The organism is Bacillus sp. ABP14 (genome assembly GCF_001831375.1).
GTDB classification, from domain to species: domain Bacteria; phylum Bacillota; class Bacilli; order Bacillales; family Bacillaceae_G; genus Bacillus_A; species Bacillus_A paranthracis.
The window spans coordinates 955,481-972,575 of sequence record NZ_CP017016.1; the positions used below are offsets into that span (position 1 = coordinate 955,481).

Below are 17,095 nucleotides of genomic sequence, written 5' to 3' on the forward strand. Positions count from 1 at the left end.
TAAAAAAAATGCTTCTTTTATCGAAGCAATTTTAAAAAATGATCTGCTGTTTTCGTGATTACAGTTGCATCCTTCAATGTTTCTGAAATAAATAACGCTCCTTCAAGATTTGTAATAAAAAGTGATGCAACCTCATCAATATGAATCGTATTTCTGAATTCTCCATTCTCTACCCCTTGTTTAAGTAATAGAGAAACTTTCTTTTGTAATCCTGTAAAAAAAAGACCTATTTTTTCTTTTATTTGCGTGGCCTGTATAGGACTTTGAATATAAAGAGTAATAAATGGACAGCTCCCCTTATACTCTCTCGACTGAACTCCTTGTGATAATTGCTTTAAAAACAGTTGGATACGATCTTCAACTAAAAATTGGCTCTGAGAAATTACGTCATCAATTGCAGATTGATACATTTCAATCCAATAATCAACGACTCCTTCTAATAATTGTTCCTTATTAGAAAAGTGATAATACACATTCGACTTTGAAACTTTGCTTACACGTACTAATTCATCCATACTTGTATAAGCAAACCCTTTTTCTAAAAATAATGTTGCAGCTACTTCAATCACACGTTTTTGATTCATTAATTTTACCTTTGTCATAATTAGAACTATATAGTACTAATTTAAATATTGCAAGTATTTATGTTAATTTTAAAAAAAGTTTGATTAAAAAAGTTCCACCAACATTGATTTTACTGCAAAAAAATCTTATTTTGAATAAAGTTGAACTGAACCCCGAAATTGTTAATTTACTATCGTCTAATAGGGGTCACCATACATGTCCATCAACTTAAGAAAAAAATGCCCGGCTTCTCAGAGTAACTATCGTTAGAGAAAGAAAGTTTTAATTTAGGGGGATATGAAAATATTAGCTTGATGGTGATGGAGTATTACCAACGAGTCGCTTAGAATTGTAAATCTGTCTTTTCATAATCCTACTCCATAAAGAAAAGACACCCTAAAGTGCCTTTTATCAATTTGAATTATTTATTGTATATAATCAATATTCGCTAGCATAAAACTCTTTTATTAGCTTTATTTCGTTTGTATCCGGATCAAACTTAAATATTTTAATTTGATTAGATTCGTCTTTATAGGCAAATGTATGATCGCCAATTTGGGTCATATTACTAGTGTTTAACATAGGATCGCTACTATGGTCAGTGATTTCTACAGGTTTCTCACGGTCCCAAAATGCGATGACGATAATTAAGATGATAAGGCATATACGTATGTTACGTAATTCTCTTGCAACAGGATGTTCCATTTGATAGTCTCCTTTATCATGTAATAGATTTTGTGTCTAAAAGAGATAAATCCTTAGAATATAAATAAAAAAGACACTGTAAAAAGTGTCTTTTTTATTTGAGTTATGCGCATTGCTTAATAAGACGCTAGTTCCTCAATCGGAATATGAGTAACTATGTAGGGTAATTTTATTATAACATTTTAACCAGTAATGGGTCTATATGGAATTTTTGTAATGATTATGTTTATTTATTCAAAATGATAGATGTATCATGCCAGAGAGATCGGAATTTGATCAATGAAAAACAGTGGAAAAGGCAAATGGCATACTTTATTCCGTGTTATAGGAATGGATAGAGATTGATTTCCCTTTACACAAACATAACGGTATAATATAGTTAAGTTAAGTGAACTTAACTATTAAACGAAACAAAATAACAGCATGGAGGAAGAGTGCTATGACTAGAACTTATAAAGAAATAATTAATGAAATGAATCGAGCCTATAATGAATTCTACATTTTACTATTTCAGGAGTTGAAAGATGAGTACGGTCTTACAGGACAGCAAGAGAGTATGTTATTTCATATTCATTTAAATGAAAACACGACAGCAAATCACATCGCGACTACTTTTAATATATCGAAAAGCGCTGTGAGTCAAGTTTTATCGAAATTGGAAAAGCAGAAGATGATTTCAAAACAAGTAAATCCTAATAATAAAAGGGAGTATTTCCTTACACTTGGTCCGAACGGTAGTAAGTATATGGAGGAGTTGTCTGAGTTAGATGATGTATTAATTGAGAAGTATTTTTCAAAAATCGATATCGGTGCTTTAGAACAAATGACGGATACGCTAAAGAACATAAATAAAGTGATATTGGAAGAAAAACAGAAGGATCTTGAGTCTAATGAGTGAGAATGAAGATGAAGCAATTAGTAGAAAGGAGGCGAAGCGTGTGATGAGTTACATACCAAATATGATGACGATAGCAAACTTTGTGTGTGGACTTTTGGCTATTCACGCTGTTATCGTTCACGATATGTATGGTGCAGTCATGTTCATTATTACAGGTATGGTATTTGATTTGTTTGATGGCATGGTTGCTCGGAAAATGGATGCTGTTTCGGAAATTGGCGGAGAGTTAGACTCATTTGCAGATTTAGTTACTTTTGGCGTAGCGCCATCTATTCTTGCCTATAGTGTCGCTTTAAAAGATTTGCAATCTATTGGGATGATATGTGCGCTCGCTTACAGTATTTGCGGAATGCTTCGACTTGCGAGATTTAACACGCAGCAAAGCAAACTCCCAACCTTTATCGGAATGCCCATTCCATTTGCGGCAATGTGTCTCCTCATTTTATGCTTTTTGAATAATCCAGTTTCCGTAGCGTTTGGCACATGCGTACTCGCTTATTTAATGGTAAGCAAAATCAAATTCCCCCATTTTAAAAAAGATATATCGGAAAGCTTGAAGTCCGAAAGATGGGATTAATGGGAGAGATAAGGAGCATAACATGATTCGTATGGCATTAAGATCATTTAACATACAAATATATTGTTTGCTAGGCGTGATGTTACTGGGATGGTTGATGACACCTTTTCGAGCCCAGTTTGTAGGGATAAGCATTGGCCTGTTAGTTAGTATGTACTGCGCCTGGATTTTAGGAAGGCGTATCGAAAAGTTCGGAAACAGCATTGTAAAAAAAGAAAAAGCACCGATGCTCGCAATGATAAATCGGTTCGCAGCCGCAATACTCGGTGCGATTATTATGTATGAAATTGAACATCGTGAGTACATGTGGACATTCGCTGCTGGAATTATGGGTGGGTACTTCTTGGTTATTATTAATTTGGGGTATTATAGTATGAGGGAAGAGAAGGGATAGATTAGTACATTTTAAATTAGAAATTACCCCCCCTCCTCAAGCTCTTGAGGAGGGGGTTATTAATACTTACAATAAAATCAATACAATTCCCAAAAAATATAAAAAATGAAAGTAAGTGCTCTATTTTGAGTCTGCTCTATAAAACTAGCTCTTCTTATTTTTTATTTTTTTAAACATAAATTTGTAAATTAACCATGTAATAATTATTACCACAGGAGTAATTAATGCACCGTTAAACATTTTTTTTGATATGTATAAAATATTTAAAATTAATAAAGAAATTATTGTAATGATCATATTATATTTTGAAAAGGTTTCTACAAATTTAGAATGTGCAAATAACTTTTTGTATATAAAGTAAAAGATTACAAAAAGGATTGTTGTTACTAAACTAAAAACACTAATTTGAAGATAAAATATAACTATTAAATTTGTTACTGCTATTATCATTAACCAAAAAATTATAAAAAAATTAGATAAAACTTCTACACTTACTAATAGAGCTCCTAGCGTTGCAATAAAAGCAGCAATTTTATTTGAGGAATCATCTTTGTTATTAGAAGAATTTTGTCTATTCATGAATAAAAATCAGCTCCAATTTAATTTCAACGATTGTTAAGTAATTGATTTATTTTTTGCTCAAACAGGATATCATTGAGATTCGTTAATGATAATGTTCCATCATTTTGTTCATCTTGAGAAAACAACCATTGTTTTCCTTTTGTTTCAATAATAAAGAAGCCATTATCAGAAGTGATTTCTTTATTATCTTTTGTTTCAAGTTTTATTACGCTATATATATTTTTTGTTGTTTTTAGGTCTTGTATGAATTCTTCTGCAGATTTTATATCAAAATCATGAGCAGTTAAAATTTTAATACTTTCTTGAGAGGGTAGTGTTATTAGTTTTTCAATGTTGTTTATTAAGTCAGTAGATATTGATCCATACTTTTTATTTTGCAAATGATCTTCTTTAATTGTAAGTTGTAAAAGAGTCTTTGATTCTACATATAATTGTTCATTGTTTATTTTTTGTAATTGATGGGTAATACCATTTAAACTTTGATATCCAATAATTGTTTTATCACTAAAATAGATATTTCCAGTTGTTGTTGTTGTGTTTTCAATATTAATTTTTTGTAATAGAAGCACGGTGGACGGATTGTTAATTATATTAAGCCATTGTTTTAAATCTGGTTGTATATCAATTTCTTCTTTATGTTGATCATATGTAATTAGATTCCTTGTTAAAAGTGAATGTGATACTGTCGAAACAATTATTTCTAATTCTTTTTCTGTAAGTTCATTGTAAGCAATACTTAATAGCTCTTTTGCATATGCAGTATTATTTGTAGAATTTAATAAAAACACTAGTTCTTCTAATGAAATTAATTGTTTTGTATTCATAATTAATTAAAAGTCTAATTACTAGACTTTTTAGTCGCCTCTTTTCTTAAATATTTATTTTTTGAAGAATTTTTCAATCCCATTTGCTAGATTTGCTACGCTATCCTTGAATTGTTCGCGAGGCATCAAATGGTTTATAGTTTCTTTAACAATAGTTCCACTTGCAGTAGAACCAATTATACCTCCTGCAAGAGCACCTACGGCTGTACCAATTGGTGGGAACACAAGTGATCCAGCTAAAGCTCCGGCTTCAGCACCTGCTAGTCCACCAGCCCAACTAGCGCCGATATTAGTTGCAACCTTCACAGTAGAATATGCTAGATCTGCTGATACACGAGATCCGGCATCTAATCCATCATATTTTTTGATATCTGAAGTTACGTTAGTTATTAAAGAAGGCACTTCTAGTGCGCTTTCAAGTATTATACTTCCTTTTGTAATAGTTTTTACATTTTTCTTTATATGATTAGCAATATTTGATTCTTTTATACTATTATTAGGCAGTGCGGGGTTTAATTTCCCCAATGATGCAGCCGCTTTTTCAGGTGATGAGTAGTCTTTTATTAATTTATTTAATGTTTTATTAGAACCTAATTCCCTCCACATAGCCCCAAATTTTCCGTTAACCCAATTTCTTGTGCCGATATTTACAAGATCAGCACGTTTTTTATTTGACATTATATTTAATGTTCCTAATATAAATCCTAATTTTCCAGTTGTTACTGTTCCTGCAATAGCAAGTCTTTTAAGAATATCTTGACTACTGTTTTCTCCTTTTGATAATTCAGAACCTGTTTCATTATCGGTCGTTCTGAATTTTTCAGCTATTCTTTTTAATTCTGTTTCAATTTGTTGAAGTGAATAAATATATTTATCCATTACTTGGCCAGATTGTTGATAGTCATAATAAAATTTTTCTCTTGTTGTACCGTACCAAACCATTTCAAGATGTGAAATATCTTGGCGTAGGCCAGTAAAAATTTGTTGTGATTGTTCTTGTGCACTTTTAAATTTATTTGCTGTTTCTTCTAATAGCTCAGGTGTTACTAAAATTTTCAACTTTCTTTATCCCCCTTAAATAAGATAGCTGTGTATATGAAAAAAATTCCATATAGAAATGATTATCTATTTTATATTATCAGAATTTCGTTTTATGTGGAATTGTATTATGTGGTTGTTAGGCTTTTTTAACTAGGCGCATACAAAAAACAAGATGGGAACCTAGAGTCCCCCCTTGTTTTATCACTAATTACCCACTCCAAATCCTCTACCTTAAGCAAATTGAGCGAAACATCTTTCATATCTAAAGAAGTTAGAAGGGTACCAACTTTTACGAATGTAACTTGTGATCCTTCAAGCTCACATAAACGGCGAATGTGGTTTGCGAAAATGTATTGTTCCATTAATGGCGTTGTGCCGAGCGCGTTAATGAGGATGGCTAAGTTGTCACCTTTTCTCCAGTGATACATGCTTTTTAGTTTATTCATTAGTTCGATTGCTAATATTTCAGAAGAGGAAAGTGCTTTTTTACGGTAACCTTTTTCACCGTGGATGCCGACGTCATAAAATACTTCATCGTCGTTTTTAAAAGAAAGGGAAGTAGCTATTTAGCAATCCCCTAATTAACATAATTCCTTAATAGTTTCTTTAGCAATTTTATTAGAAGCATCTAAAGCTAAAATTTTATTACAAATTGTAATTGCTTGTTTATCAGAAATTAATTTGTCTGGTACGGAATGCAAAAAGGGTAATTGTAATAAACTATCCACATTTTCTTCGTTTGTTAATTCCACTGATCTTGTAGCATGATACAAAGCAGAATAATAGGCTCCTTCTATATGACATAAAGGATTTACTAGTAAATCAAATGCAAGGTCATGTAAATCACTTGATTCTTTTTTGTTAATAAATAATTGATAAAACTATAATTGGTAATACTACTATTTTTATAAGTAACATATAGCATTTCTTCTGAGAATTCCTCAAAGCTATTGTTTTTAAATAACTGTTCAGCTTTTTCGAAAGCGGCCGAAGTGATAAAATTTTCTAGCTTTTTTAACATTATGTATTCACCCACGCATCACGAATTCTTATTTCATTAAGTATCTTTTCATTCACGCTTACTGTTTTCCTCTTGTCAGAATAAGTATATCTGATTGAGTCAGACTTTAACTAAACAAATGATTATATATACTGCATTGATAAAAATACTACAAGGGTTGCATGTGAAGAGTTAAGAAAAATTTTATATTTACCCCACTTTTTATTTTAAAAGTTTCTCCTATCCTATAAACAACAAAGTCATAGATGAAAATGTAAAGTTAGGGGATTCCACATGCATAGAGAAGTTTTGATGAGTTATTTGTATACTTATTTTTTTACAATTATGTTTTGTATTTTATTTCAAATTGGATTTTATTTTAAAGCGAAAAACAATATATCTATTCGGCATTTTTTATGGGTATATGTTTTTCTATTCTACCTTTCGTTAGTGTATAAGGTGACGCAGATCGCGACTGTATGGGATATAAGTAGATATGAAACGTGGATTCGTGTAAATCAAATCAATTTGACTCTATTTGATACGGCAGGTAGTACTACGTATCTTTTAAATATTGTACTGTTTATGCCATTCGGTTTTTTATTGCCGACTATTTGGCCGCAGTTTAGAAAAATGAAAAACACCGTATGTGCAGGATTCTTTTTTTCATTGGCAATTGAGTTAAATCAATTACTAAATAATAGAATTACAGATATTGATGATTTATTTACGAACACCCTTGGGTCAATTATTGGGTATGTATTATATAAAGTATTATATACAGCATTATTTAAAATGATATTGAAAAGAGAGGAAAAAAAGATTGATACGAACTCTTCGCTAGTCATAAAATACGAGGCTATTTTTTGTTTAGTGTGTTCATTTGTAGGTGCGATGTTAATTTATTATCCAATTTTATTTGGAAGACCTGTAATTCTCCAATGAGATGTGTGATCTCGTTTATAAAATGATTCTCGTTCTCCACACCCAAACACAGTAAAATGTGAATGATGCATTCTCTTTTTCTAACTTAATAGATATAGTTTATGTATTACATGATAGGTAGGTGTAAAGGTGTTACATGTTCAATTATCTCAATACTTACTAAAAGAATCAAAACCAGCTCTTCATACAGATGAAAAACGAGTATATATGTTAAAAGATGAAGGATTATCGCCGTATCCTATTTATTTAAATCACCCTATTATGATAGGAGTGGGGACGAATTGGAATCAGCATACAGGATTCGAAGAAATCGTTAAAGGATTTATGAGTACACATAACAAATTTCCTATGTATATGCTATTTGAAACTTATTTATGTAGAGACTTTATTGAAGGATTTTTAGAAGAGAATAAACTTCATTTTGAGCTAGTTTTTACTAATAAGAAAAAGGATACGAACTTTTTTAAAGTGTGCATTACCAATAGTGATGATATAACCACACTTATGAAGTATTTCTTCCAATCAGCACAAGATTCTCTCTATACGTTAGTAAGCTATTCGGCAGACTGTAAGATTATCAGTAATCGTATTGGTGAGATTGAAATAAAGGCTGACAGTTTCTATCCAAGCTTTTCATTTATGTATGATGCGCAAGAATTATTTATTATTGGTGGAGAAGAAAAATGGTCTGATATCCATTATATAAAAAGATTTTTCCATCTTGAGCAGATTACAGATGAGCTAATTATTGATTTAAGAAAATGAGAGACGAGAGAGAATAAATGAAAAAACCCTCAAGTATAGAACGACATACTTGAGGGTTTTTATGTATGAAGAAGGGCCTTGTATCATATATTTTATTCGTCGCTGCATAAAAACAATGTGTTGAATAAATCAGTAAAGAAGGCTTTTCTACTTTTCCCTAGAATGAACAGTAATGTATAATCTAATTCCTTCATGTAATAAGGAGGCAGTGAAATTTGAACAGGAAAATCTGGTATGTATTTACTTGTTTTGCTCTTTTAGTAGCTAGTTATATTGTTGTCCAATATTTTATTATGGATGGATTTCAAACAGGGCTTGTAAAAGCGAAGCTTATGTATGGATCTAAATTAAGTGAGTTTTGGTATATGATGTTATTTATACATATTATAACTAGTATAGTAGCATTAGTAATTGGCCCTTTTACATTATCCACTCAATTTAGAGAAAAGAATATGAACCGTCATCGAATAGCTGGGAGAATTTATATGGTTGGTATATTATTAGGCGGCGTTTCTGGACTATACCTATCCTTTTATGCTACGGGAGGATTGGTAGCGAAGCTAGGTTTCGGTTTGTTATCCGTACTTTGGCTAACATCAGCATATGAAGCATTACATAGAGTTAAGAATAAAAAAATTAAAGAGCATCGGAATTGGATGATTAGAAATTATGCTTTAACCTTTGCGGCAGTTACATTAAGAATTTGGCTACCTTTGTTTATCGTTCTATTTGGGATAGAACATTTTGAACTTAGTTACGCTATTATTGCTTGGTTAGCATGGGTACCTAATTTAATTGTTGCAGAATTATTCATAAGAAAAAGGCTTAATAAAGGAAAATACGAAGGAAATGAGGATTTACATTTTTGATGTAAATTTGCTGTAATATTGAGTGCAGAATTCTTCAGTAATTGAATTTTTCTCATAGCTGAATTACGTACAAAAATAGGATGGCCAATTGAAGCCATCCTATTTTTATTTGTACTACCAACTAGCAGTTTCCGTATTTTCTTTCAACCACTTCACCCAATCCAAATCCTCTACCTTAAGCAAACTGAGCGAAACACCCTTCATATCTAAAGAAGTCAACAGCGTACCAACCTTTACGAATTTCACATGTAATCCTTCCAGTTCACATAAACGACGAATGTCATTTGCGAAAATGTATTGTTCCATTAATGGCGTTGCACCGAGTCCATTAATGAGAATCGCAAAGTTGTCACTTTTTCTCCAGCGATAAATGCTTTTTAATTTGTTCACTAGTTCAATCGCTAATATTTCAGAAGAGGATAGTGCTTCTTTACGGTAACCTTTTTCGCCGTGGATACCGACGCCATAAAAGACTTCATCGTCGTTTAACGTGAAAGAAGCTTTTCCTTTCACTGGATCGTTTGCAGGTGAAAGGGCGACTCCTAATGTGTGTAAGTTTTCAGTGATAGAACGGCCAAGTGCAGTCAGTTCTTCTAAAGAATGACCTTCAAGAGCGGCCGCACCTAATATTTTTTGAACGAAAACAGTACCAGCAACACCGCGTCTTCTTTTATTAAACGAAGCGTCATCTTCAATTGAAACGTCGTCATTTACGATGATGTGGTCAATTTGTCTTCCTTCTTCTTTTGCGATTTGTTCTGCCGCTAAAAAGTTAGCTACGTCATCTTTAAAGTTTTTTATGATGAATAGTATACTTTTTTCTTTTGGTATGAGGCTAGTTGCTGCGACGATTTGTTCTACTGTAGGCGGAGTGAAAATACTGCCGTTTACGGCCGCCGTAAGCATACCTTTTCCTACATAACCAATATCAGCTGGTTCGTGTCCGCTACCACCGCCGCTTATGATGACGACGTTTTGCTTCAGTTTTTCGATATTTTTTACATAAATGATGTTATTTGTTTCGTCGTAATTTACTTTGTCGTTATGTTCAAAATAAAAGCCATGCATCATATCTTGAACGATATGTTGTACATCATTCATAATCTTTTTCATTGCTTTTGCCACCCTTTAATTACTTTGCTGATTGCTCCAGTAATAGTAGTAATTGATTGTTTATCATATTTTTCATGAGAGAAGACATAATGGAAGGATCTACTTCGCATTTGCTTTCAATCCAATCTTTTATCGTTCCGACGAAGCCGTGACTATAAAAAGAGGCAATCGTATTTTTTGTCTCATCAGAAAGACTGAATCCGCAGCTCACGGATAGTTCATCAATAATCTTCATATATAAGTTTTTTGTATGCTCAAATAAATAGTGATTAAACGAGTTTTGTTCAATGACTTTAAAAGCATTTCGGTAAAATTTTTGATTTTCATAAAAGTAATCAAATAATAAATCAAAAATGTTTTCCCACGTTTCATAGTCAAGAAAGTCGATAATGTTTTCTTTCGTTTCTTCTCTATAAATCCAGCTTAATAGTTCAAATTTATCTTTAAAATGATAATAAAAAGTTTGCCTACGCATTTGACAGTGTAACATAATATCGCTCACTGATATTTTATGAAACGACTCTGTTTCCATTAAATATTTCAATGAGTTCGCGATTATTTTTTTAGAAATTATAGAAGAGGTCATCTCAATCATCCCTAGAATGTTAGTAATATAAAAATCCTATCTATAAATGAGAGCGGTGTCTTTAGACAGATTGTCCATTTTGTCCGTTTACTATAAAACGCTTTCATTTTAACATGAGTAGTAAGAAGAAGATTTCAAATATATCACAATATATTAAAGGAATTGAGGGAGAATCACAATGAAAAAGATTATAAACAAACCAGAAACATTAGTAATGGAAATGTGCAACGGAATGGTTATGGCTCATCCAGAGCTTGAGCTTTTGAAAAAATATAAAGTCATCAAGAAGAAAAAAATGAACGAAAACAAAGTAACGTTAATTAGTGGCGGCGGTAGTGGTCACGAGCCAGCGCATGCAGGACTAGTCGGAAAAGGAATGTTAGATGCGGCAGTGTGCGGAGATGTGTTTGCGTCACCTTCACAAATTCAGGTATATCAAGCAATTAAAGAAACAGCTAGTAAAAAAGGTACGTTATTAATTATTAAAAATTATAGCGGCGATATTATGAATTTCAAAAACGGTGCGCATTTAGCGACAGAAGATGGAATTGAAGTCGACTATGTAAAAGTGGACGATGATATTGCGGTAGAAGATAGCCTGTACACAGTAGGACGCCGCGGCGTTGCGGGCGTTATTTTAGTCCATAAAATTGCCGGTGCAGCAGCGGAAGCAGATATGGATTTAGGGGCGGTGAAAGCTGTAGCAGAAAAAGCAGCGGCTAACGTGCGTACAATCGGTTTAGCGTTAACTTCTTGTACAGTTCCAGCGAGCGGATCACCTACTTTCACACTTGCGGAAGATGAAATGGAATACGGCGTAGGTATTCACGGTGAGCCAGGAATTAAGCGTGAAAAAATGCTGTCAGCGGATGAACTAGCTAATCGTATGACAAATGATTTAATGAAAGATTTAGGAGTAAAAGGTGGCGAGGAAATCGCACTTCTAGTTAACGGTTTTGGCGGAACACCACTGCAAGAACTTTACTTATTTAACAACGCTGTTACGAGAGAACTAGCAGCTAGAAACATTAAAATTAATAGAGTATTTGTCGGTAACTATATGACGAGTATCGATATGGCTGGTATGTCTTTAACAGTGATGAAATTAGATGATGAGTTAAAAACATTATTATCGAAAGAGTGTAATACACCAGCGTTTAAAGTAGATGGGCCAGTTGAAAGTGTTGAGTATGTAAATGTACTTGAAGAGGCAGAAGAGAAGGAAGTTTCCTTTGAACTAGAAACAGCGGAAGAGCACGCTGTTATAAAAGATAATATCATCACATTAAACAACATGATTTATCTCGTTGATAAAATGAGCGATATTATTATTAAAAATGAAGTACCGTTCTGTGAGTTAGATACACATGCAGGTGACGGCGACTTTGGAATGAGTGTGGCAAAAGGATTTAAGCAATTAAAACGTGAATGGCATTCGATTGTAGAACAAGAAAACGTAACGATCGGATCATTCCTTGACGGTTGCTCCATGATTATTATGGAACATTGCGGCGGCGCATCTGGTCCAATTTGGGGCGGTGCATTCCGCGCAGCTAGTAAAGCAGCAGGCGAGAAGCGTGAGTTAACAGTGAAAGAGTTCGCTGAAGTGTTGCAAGGAGCACTGCAAGGCATACAATCGATCGGTGAAAGGTCATTCGGAAGAGGAGCAGTAGTTGGTGATAAAACACTTGTTGACGCACTTGCTCCATGTGTAGATTCTTGGTTAGATAACGCTTCAAATGAAGTAGACATGAAAACTGCCTTTGAAAAAGGAGCAGAAGCAGCGGTTAAAGGAGCAGAGTACACGAAAGAAATCGTAGCTCGCATGGGCCGCGCCGGTACAGTTGGTGAAAGAAGCTTAGGCTACCCAGATGCAGGTGCACATGCACTTGGGGTTATCTTTACGGAGATTGCGGGTAGTTTGAAGTAGGAATGAGAAAGTCCCTTTGCCTTAAGGTGAAGGGGCTTTTATATAGTTGGTAGAAGACTATTTTCGGGCTCTCTGTAAAATATGAGTTTGTTACTATTTTTGATAAAATTTTATTTCAAAAATACAACTAATATTTCTCAACATTAATATATTGAAAATAATTAGAATATTCAAGAAAATAGTTTATGAAGAAAGAAATTATAAAAAAAGGGGGAATTTATTTTGTTACGTCGCTTATCTATTTGTACTTTATTAACAGCTTTTATGTTTACTTTATTTACATTTAACGGCTCTGCTTTTGCGGCTACGAATACTACTGAAAATGAAACAGTAGTAGCAGCTTGTGCCAAGGGAGGTACGGTAGGTACATATGGTGCAAAGATGCGCAGTGGTTACACTGTGGGATCACCTGTCTTACATACATTTACTAGTGGTCAGAAAATTACTGGCACATGGGTAACAGGTGAGTATGTTCAAGGGCATTATAGTAATTCTAAACAGTGGTTAAAAGTTACTTATAAAGGGATGACAGGTTATGTATCCCACACAACATTATATAACGTTTGCTCATAAAACTATGTAATATAATAGCTTTTGAGATATTGAACTAATCCCTTCTAGGGATTAGTTCTTTTTTATTTCCTAGTTTTTAATGGAGCATTTTTTTGGGGAAAACCAACGATTCATTAAATCAATAGCTTTATGTTTATATATGATTCATTTGTACCTATATCAAATCTTTCAATGTTTTTGCTTATTTGAGAGATTTCTTCAATCAAATAGATATATTAATCATATAATTTGTCCCTATCAAAATGAACGTTTCTTGTATCTAATATATTGTAACTATATTTTATTTTGAAAGGATGTGATGATATGGCTCATAAATCTACTGGAGTGTTTCGAGTTCCCGTTTCTGAAAATGGGATTATTCCAACTGCTCTCAACATTATGTTAAACAATGATTCACGCTGCCATACTAGTAATGTAACGGTAACTGTTAAGAGAAGTCCAAACACTTCTTTCCCAACTCAAAATGAATTAGTTGAAATCTCTCGTACTTTTGTTTCTTTAGAACGAAACAGAACGACTAAGATTGTGTTGTTTACGCCAGAATTCCACATAGAAGATTTTCTTGATGTCATCATTAGTGGAAATAAAGATGATGTTAAGGATGTTCTTGTATATTCTTTCTTAGCAGATTCAGCAGGTCACAATCTTCCATCTACTGTTTTCAGAAATGCAGAATACACTTTTGCTTGCTGACATCGTGATGAAGTATGCTTTACTATCATAAGTACCATCCTGCAGCTTGAATCAACTTCATTTTATTGTGTTGTTATTATATAAGAAAAGAAGACATCCATTAAGATGTCTTCTCTTACTTGTACACTTGGTGTTAAGAAGGTATCATATTGCTTAAAAACTATAAAAAATATAACAATCATCGAGTAAGCCTATTATAGCATCAATAAACAGGGTTCAATATGTAACATTGCATATATATAGATTTATTTATATTTATTCTATATAGTTAAATTGTCTGTTATTTGTTTTAATTCATTTACTTATTTTATTTTTGAGCGCTCCAGCAATGGAGCCTTTTTTTATGAAATAAAACATTTTCTTTGCGTTATTTAGTTGATCTATATTAACTTTACCTCTTAAAAAAATATCCATATTTAACAAAAGTAGTGTATAGATAACTAGTTTTTTTCAAGAATCTATTGGATTAATAGTTTTAATGATATTTTACTAAGTTGAGGTTGCGTCACATCACCATCAAGCTAAAAAAATACAACTCCCTCATAACGAAAATTTTATGCATCGTTGACTATTGGCAATGAGACGCTATGTCTACTAATTTTGTATAGAACAAACATAAAAAATCTGTAAAAACTATTACTAAATTGAATCATGTTCTTTATTAACAAAGTTTTTAATTTTATTTCCATATAAAACTTTCTTTGGATTTATAACTATAAGTAAAATGGCAACTATTAAATAAAAAATTGCAGTATACATAATTAATTCAATTAATGGTCCATTTATTATGCCAATAAATAAATTAAAGAAAAAGTGGATGATAATTGGAACAATTAAATTTTGATTTAAATTATAAAATGTTGCCATGATAATTGTAGTAGATATAATTGCAATCATAAAAAATAAAATATATTTGATTAAATTACTGCCTGTAAAACCTGTAGTAAACCATATAGGCAGATGCCACATTCCCCACCAAAAACCAATAATGATTGAAGATTTTAATGGCGAGTATTTTTTCTGGAGCTCCATTAATGCAAAACCCCTCCACCCTAATTCTTCTCCTAGTGGTCCAGATACAATAGTTTTAACAACATAATAAATTAACACGCCCCATGTAGTTCTATTAAAAATAGAGTCTGCTTCACTATTAGTCGAAATGAGAAACAACATCGTCAAAAATATAATTATTTGAATCATACTGACAGTAAGAACGATAGAGTAGTTAAGTTTATTTTTAAATCTATCTTTTACGAATTGAATAAAACTTTGTCCAGGATAAATTCTTTTAAATAGAAACATAAAAGCAAAAGTGGAAGACCAAGCTGATATGCAGAGCATTACATCAAAAATCCAAGTTGGAAAATGTAATAACTTTGTAATTCCTACAAGCAGAAAAAGTGGCCAAAAAATAATGTTGGTTAGTAATATAAAACTTACCACCGGCTTTTTCAGTCTTTTATATTCAGTCATATACAATCCCACCTTAAGTTAAATTTTTAACATGCAATAATGTACCTATTCAGCGCGTTGAGATGATGCACCGAGTATTCTTTCTATTATATCTATATGTTCTTTCAAAATATTACTTAGTTAATTAATAAAGGGAATTTTCAACTAATTGTTCACATAAAATTCATTCTTGGAAGTAAAGTTCTAAAAGTAATTTATCCATAGTGATATTAAAATTACTACTAATAGGGGGAGCACCACATCGCTATCATGCTAACAAAAATAAACTACACAAAATTAATTTTTTTGCTTCATATGTTAAAGAATATGGAGTAAAAACCAGAAAATGAAATGATTCATACAGAACTAGAGGTATATATAATTTTATACATTTACATAGTTTTTTAATTTTAAACAGTAAACTAATTCTGGATGGTGTCCTTCTTCAATCTCTCCTGTTGGCCTAAAACCCACTTTTTCATAAATCCGCTTTGCGCGTTCATTATCGTGAATAACCGATAAGAATATTTCTTCACATTTGTACGTCTGAACCATACTATCTATTACTGCTTTTAAAACAGGAATCCCATACCCTAACCCTTGATATTGATGGCCAAGCATCATACTAATTAACTCATATTGCTTCGTTTCATTTCTAAACCCATACGAAGCAAAACCTATTAAAACATCATTATCATATATAGCTTTCGGAGTAAACCCAAACGTTTGGCAAGCTGCAAGAAAGAAAGCATTTGAACCAACCCATCTTTCATATATTTGAATGTGTTTTTCTTGAAGTTTATCTGATTTTAAATTAATAATTTCAAAGAAATTTTCTTCTGTTACATCTATTAATTTTAGATTCATCTTTTCCCCTCTTTCCATTTTTTACATTATCTATTCTAATTCTTTATCGTATTTCTTATTCCTTTATCTTCTTAATCAATAACTCATTAGTATTCTACATACTAATTGCATGAATTAAGAGGTTTCGTGCACTACTTCTTGGAAGTTGATCATGTAGCGCTCTATTTCGTAATTCACTATGTTTTCCAAAGAAAATAATGAAAGGAAAGGCGATGAATACATTTGCAAAATGACAAAATTGTAAGAATACAAGAATGTTTGTAAGAAAGTTCGATGTTTTCCTTTTTCTTTTTTTATTATAGTGAAAAAGAAGAAAGAAATATTCTCTTATGTAGGAAAGGAAGATAATAATGATTGATTTATTAAATAAATGGATGTTAGAAAGTACAGGGAATTTCAATATTGTTGTAGGACTTACAGCACTGCTACTTTTGGGTTCAGTAATTGCACTTATTATTATTTACAAAAAAATTGGTAAACCAAATGAAGGAACAAATGCTATTTATTTAAAAATTACTTCTCGTATGTTTACTACTCAAATTCTAATGAATGCTATATTTATTTCTTTAGTTGGTAAAGATATCGAGAATTTCCGTCAAATCTTTATATTATTTGAAGCTTTTGTATTCTTTATTGGAGCTATTTATTCGTTTAAATTATATAGACAGGAATACAAATAGTTCACTTATAAGAAACAATAAAAAATGTAAACTTTTC

At 32.1% G+C, this 17,095-nt stretch carries 21 protein-coding genes and 1 pseudogene; 10 read left to right on the forward strand and 12 right to left on the reverse strand.

Annotated features, from left to right (window positions below):
- Positions 1-17: 17 nt before the first annotated feature.
- Both BGI23_RS04915 and BGI23_RS04920 read right to left on the reverse strand, forming a co-directional pair.
- Positions 18-584: a TetR/AcrR family transcriptional regulator gene (locus tag BGI23_RS04915; RefSeq protein ID WP_070805379.1), complete on the reverse strand. Its 567-nt coding sequence runs from the start codon at positions 582-584 to the stop codon at positions 18-20.
- Positions 585-1,002: 418 nt separating this feature from the next.
- Positions 1,003-1,269 (reverse strand): YmzC family protein, encoded by a 267-nt coding sequence (locus BGI23_RS04920; RefSeq protein ID WP_000400975.1) that lies wholly within the window; start codon positions 1,267-1,269, stop codon positions 1,003-1,005.
- A gap of 439 nt (positions 1,270-1,708) precedes the next feature.
- On the opposite strand from BGI23_RS04920, the gene BGI23_RS04925 reads away from it, so the two are divergent.
- The 3 genes from BGI23_RS04925 to BGI23_RS04935 are packed head-to-tail and all read left to right on the forward strand — an operon-like array spanning position 1,709 to position 3,138.
- Complete coding sequence (locus BGI23_RS04925) at positions 1,709-2,167, forward strand: MarR family winged helix-turn-helix transcriptional regulator (RefSeq protein ID WP_044792615.1); 459 nt, start codon at positions 1,709-1,711, stop codon at positions 2,165-2,167.
- Complete coding sequence (gene pssA, locus BGI23_RS04930; protein ID WP_157441025.1) at positions 2,160-2,744, forward strand: CDP-diacylglycerol--serine O-phosphatidyltransferase; 585 nt, start codon at positions 2,160-2,162, stop codon at positions 2,742-2,744. The genes BGI23_RS04925 and pssA overlap by 8 nt, the downstream gene beginning before the upstream one ends.
- A gap of 22 nt (positions 2,745-2,766) precedes the next feature.
- Complete coding sequence (locus tag BGI23_RS04935) at positions 2,767-3,138, forward strand: ATP synthase subunit I (RefSeq protein WP_070805380.1); 372 nt, start codon at positions 2,767-2,769, stop codon at positions 3,136-3,138.
- A 144-nt stretch (positions 3,139-3,282) separates the two neighbouring features.
- Here the strand turns inward: BGI23_RS04935 and BGI23_RS04940 are convergent, their stop codons facing one another.
- The 6 genes and pseudogenes from BGI23_RS04940 to BGI23_RS28600 all read right to left on the reverse strand — a co-directional run bounded on the left by BGI23_RS04940 (position 3,283) and on the right by BGI23_RS28600 (position 6,606).
- Positions 3,283-3,717 carry a hypothetical protein gene (locus BGI23_RS04940; protein ID WP_070805381.1) on the reverse strand — a complete coding sequence of 145 codons (435 nt, stop codon included), beginning with the start codon at positions 3,715-3,717 and terminating at the stop codon, positions 3,283-3,285.
- 26 nt (positions 3,718-3,743) lie between these two features.
- Complete coding sequence (locus BGI23_RS04945; RefSeq protein WP_001093365.1) at positions 3,744-4,544, reverse strand: hypothetical protein; 801 nt, start codon at positions 4,542-4,544, stop codon at positions 3,744-3,746.
- Between the two features lie 54 nt (positions 4,545-4,598).
- Positions 4,599-5,603, reverse strand: coding sequence for a WXG100 family type VII secretion target (locus tag BGI23_RS04950; protein WP_070805382.1), 1,005 nt, complete (start codon positions 5,601-5,603; stop codon positions 4,599-4,601).
- Between the two features lie 128 nt (positions 5,604-5,731).
- Positions 5,732-6,127: pseudogene (locus BGI23_RS27045) on the reverse strand (dihydroxyacetone kinase subunit DhaK); the annotation flags it as partial.
- A gap of 39 nt (positions 6,128-6,166) precedes the next feature.
- Positions 6,167-6,358, reverse strand: coding sequence for a hypothetical protein (locus tag BGI23_RS28595; RefSeq protein WP_255369079.1), 192 nt, complete (start codon positions 6,356-6,358; stop codon positions 6,167-6,169).
- Between the two features lie 41 nt (positions 6,359-6,399).
- Positions 6,400-6,606 carry a hypothetical protein gene (locus BGI23_RS28600; protein WP_255369080.1) on the reverse strand — a complete coding sequence of 69 codons (207 nt, stop codon included), beginning with the start codon at positions 6,604-6,606 and terminating at the stop codon, positions 6,400-6,402.
- Between the two features lie 273 nt (positions 6,607-6,879).
- Here BGI23_RS28600 and BGI23_RS04960 point away from each other — a divergent pair, with 273 nt between their 5' ends.
- From BGI23_RS04960 to BGI23_RS04970, 3 genes are all read left to right on the forward strand, one after another.
- Positions 6,880-7,530 carry a VanZ family protein gene (locus tag BGI23_RS04960; RefSeq protein WP_070805383.1) on the forward strand — a complete coding sequence of 217 codons (651 nt, stop codon included), beginning with the start codon at positions 6,880-6,882 and terminating at the stop codon, positions 7,528-7,530.
- A gap of 129 nt (positions 7,531-7,659) precedes the next feature.
- Complete coding sequence (locus tag BGI23_RS04965) at positions 7,660-8,295, forward strand: hypothetical protein (protein WP_070805384.1); 636 nt, start codon at positions 7,660-7,662, stop codon at positions 8,293-8,295.
- A 215-nt stretch (positions 8,296-8,510) separates the two neighbouring features.
- The gene (locus BGI23_RS04970) at positions 8,511-9,164 is read left to right on the forward strand and encodes a DUF2306 domain-containing protein (RefSeq protein ID WP_070805385.1); all 654 of its coding nucleotides are present in this window, start codon (positions 8,511-8,513) and stop codon (positions 9,162-9,164) included.
- Between the two features lie 114 nt (positions 9,165-9,278).
- Here BGI23_RS04970 and dhaQ read toward each other — a convergent pair whose 3' ends face one another.
- Entirely contained in the window at positions 9,279-10,277 is a 999-nt protein-coding gene (gene dhaQ / locus BGI23_RS04975; RefSeq protein WP_070805386.1) for a DhaKLM operon coactivator DhaQ, read from the reverse strand.
- 19 nt (positions 10,278-10,296) lie between these two features.
- On the reverse strand, positions 10,297-10,863 hold the full coding sequence (dhaS, locus tag BGI23_RS04980; protein ID WP_000204220.1) for a dihydroxyacetone kinase transcriptional activator DhaS: 567 nt from the start codon (positions 10,861-10,863) through the stop codon (positions 10,297-10,299).
- A gap of 178 nt (positions 10,864-11,041) precedes the next feature.
- On the opposite strand from dhaS, the gene dhaK reads away from it, so the two are divergent.
- From dhaK to BGI23_RS04995, 3 genes are all read left to right on the forward strand, one after another.
- Positions 11,042-12,793, forward strand: a complete 1,752-nt coding sequence (gene dhaK / locus BGI23_RS04985) for a dihydroxyacetone kinase subunit DhaK (protein ID WP_070805387.1) — start codon at positions 11,042-11,044, stop codon at positions 12,791-12,793.
- Between the two features lie 222 nt (positions 12,794-13,015).
- Positions 13,016-13,366 (forward strand): SH3 domain-containing protein, encoded by a 351-nt coding sequence (locus BGI23_RS04990; protein WP_000946187.1) that lies wholly within the window; start codon positions 13,016-13,018, stop codon positions 13,364-13,366.
- Between the two features lie 303 nt (positions 13,367-13,669).
- Positions 13,670-14,059: a hypothetical protein gene (locus BGI23_RS04995; RefSeq protein ID WP_070805388.1), complete on the forward strand. Its 390-nt coding sequence runs from the start codon at positions 13,670-13,672 to the stop codon at positions 14,057-14,059.
- Between the two features lie 639 nt (positions 14,060-14,698).
- On the opposite strand, the gene BGI23_RS05000 is transcribed toward BGI23_RS04995, so the two are convergent.
- The gene (locus BGI23_RS05000) at positions 14,699-15,532 is read right to left on the reverse strand and encodes a CPBP family intramembrane glutamic endopeptidase (protein ID WP_070805389.1); all 834 of its coding nucleotides are present in this window, start codon (positions 15,530-15,532) and stop codon (positions 14,699-14,701) included.
- Positions 15,533-15,895: 363 nt separating this feature from the next.
- Positions 15,896-16,378, reverse strand: a complete 483-nt coding sequence (locus BGI23_RS05005) for a GNAT family N-acetyltransferase (protein WP_001049724.1) — start codon at positions 16,376-16,378, stop codon at positions 15,896-15,898.
- Positions 16,379-16,728: 350 nt separating this feature from the next.
- Between BGI23_RS05005 and BGI23_RS05015 the strand changes: the two genes are divergently transcribed.
- The gene (locus BGI23_RS05015) at positions 16,729-17,058 is read left to right on the forward strand and encodes a 6-aminohexanoate hydrolase (protein ID WP_070805390.1); all 330 of its coding nucleotides are present in this window, start codon (positions 16,729-16,731) and stop codon (positions 17,056-17,058) included.
- Positions 17,059-17,095 lie beyond the last annotated feature (37 nt).

Bases quoted from the DNA above. Each gene is read 5' to 3' on its own strand.
- pssA (WP_157441025.1), top strand. From the start codon at position 2,160: ATGAGTGAGAATGAAGATGAAGCAATTAGTAGAAAGGAGGCGAAGCGT.
- BGI23_RS04925 (WP_044792615.1), top strand. From the start codon at position 1,709: ATGACTAGAACTTATAAAGAAATAATTAATGAAATGAATCGAGCCTAT.
- BGI23_RS05005 (WP_001049724.1), bottom strand. From the start codon at position 16,378: ATGAATCTAAAATTAATAGATGTAACAGAAGAAAATTTCTTTGAAATT.
- BGI23_RS04940 (WP_070805381.1), bottom strand. From the start codon at position 3,717: ATGAATAGACAAAATTCTTCTAATAACAAAGATGATTCCTCAAATAAA.
- dhaQ (WP_070805386.1), bottom strand. From the start codon at position 10,277: ATGAAAAAGATTATGAATGATGTACAACATATCGTTCAAGATATGATG.
- BGI23_RS05015 (WP_070805390.1), top strand. From the start codon at position 16,729: ATGATTGATTTATTAAATAAATGGATGTTAGAAAGTACAGGGAATTTC.
- BGI23_RS04960 (WP_070805383.1), top strand. From the start codon at position 6,880: ATGCATAGAGAAGTTTTGATGAGTTATTTGTATACTTATTTTTTTACA.
- BGI23_RS04995 (WP_070805388.1), top strand. From the start codon at position 13,670: ATGGCTCATAAATCTACTGGAGTGTTTCGAGTTCCCGTTTCTGAAAAT.
- BGI23_RS04945 (WP_001093365.1), bottom strand. From the start codon at position 4,544: ATGAATACAAAACAATTAATTTCATTAGAAGAACTAGTGTTTTTATTA.
- BGI23_RS05000 (WP_070805389.1), bottom strand. From the start codon at position 15,532: ATGACTGAATATAAAAGACTGAAAAAGCCGGTGGTAAGTTTTATATTA.
- BGI23_RS04915 (WP_070805379.1), bottom strand. From the start codon at position 584: ATGAATCAAAAACGTGTGATTGAAGTAGCTGCAACATTATTTTTAGAA.
- BGI23_RS28600 (WP_255369080.1), bottom strand. From the start codon at position 6,606: ATGTTAAAAAAGCTAGAAAATTTTATCACTTCGGCCGCTTTCGAAAAA.
- BGI23_RS04920 (WP_000400975.1), bottom strand. From the start codon at position 1,269: ATGGAACATCCTGTTGCAAGAGAATTACGTAACATACGTATATGCCTT.
- dhaK (WP_070805387.1), top strand. From the start codon at position 11,042: ATGAAAAAGATTATAAACAAACCAGAAACATTAGTAATGGAAATGTGC.
- dhaS (WP_000204220.1), bottom strand. From the start codon at position 10,863: ATGACCTCTTCTATAATTTCTAAAAAAATAATCGCGAACTCATTGAAA.
- BGI23_RS04935 (WP_070805380.1), top strand. From the start codon at position 2,767: ATGATTCGTATGGCATTAAGATCATTTAACATACAAATATATTGTTTG.